This window comes from Herbiconiux daphne (assembly GCF_024979295.1).
Lineage (GTDB): Bacteria > Actinomycetota > Actinomycetes > Actinomycetales > Microbacteriaceae > Herbiconiux > Herbiconiux daphnes.
In genome coordinates, this window is the sequence record NZ_JANLCJ010000215.1 from 1 (window position 1) to 912 (window position 912).

2 protein-coding genes are annotated in these 912 nt (G+C 47.9%); both read left to right on the forward strand.

Annotated features, from left to right (window positions below; all coding sequences use genetic code 11):
* A partial coding sequence (locus tag N1032_RS24185) for a hypothetical protein (protein WP_259543023.1) occupies positions 1-359 on the forward strand: 359 nt, incomplete at its 5' end.
* A gap of 20 nt (positions 360-379) precedes the next feature.
* Positions 380-912 (forward strand): porin (locus N1032_RS24190; protein WP_259543024.1); only part of this gene is annotated, 533 nt, incomplete at its 3' end.

Genomic DNA, 912 nt, shown 5'->3' on the forward strand with positions numbered 1-912 from the left:
AAGTTGTACTTGCGATCCTGGGGGCAGCTCTGCTGCTCTCTGGCTGCGATAACGATAAAGAACCTGTTTATACTCAGCGTCCTGTCGTTCAGCAGCAACAGCCTGTTGTTGTAGATCAACAACCACCTCAAGTGGTATATGAAAATTCTCAACAACCAAATGTAGTGGTAATACAACAACCTCCAGTCTACAACAATGGTGGTTATCACAGTGGTCTGACTAGTCATTTAGCTGCTGGTGCTTTGGGCTATTGGGCTGGTCGCCGTGGCAGTAGTGCTACGCGTCGCAGTGAAGTACACCATTACTATCACTCGGCTCCGTCTTCTCGTCGTTATTACGGGAGTCGTCGCCGCCGTTAATCTCCAATGAAGGAGTATTCATGAAGAAAGCAATTTTGCTCAGCTCAGTAGCACTCGCCCTGTTCTCAACTGGTGCGATGGCTGCCAACGTATACAAAGACGCTACCTCGTCAGTGGATGTCTATGGATACGCTAAAGGCGCTCATGTCTTTAATCAGAAAGCCGGTAAAAATGGATTTGATAAATCGGAAGCTCAGATTGGTGTAAAAGCCAAACAACAGCTGAACGACCAATTTGCCCTGTTCGGCCAGTATGAAGGTGAGTATGATGTGAATGATACATCTGCTCGCCACTGGCATAACCGCAAAGCATTTGGTGGTATTGACGCGGGTGAGTATGGTGCGCTGTCTGCTGGTCGTCAGCAGGGTGTTCTGTACAATGTAATCGGTATGACCGATATGCATCCCGAAGTAGTGTCTGGTTGGTCTTCTGCACCAGACAAAGGTCTGTTCGGTCGTGCTGATTCTGTAATTCAGTATCAGAACAAAGTTGGCGACTACACTGTCACTGGCCAGTACAAACTGGAGACTACTCAGTCTCTGGAAACTGGCAA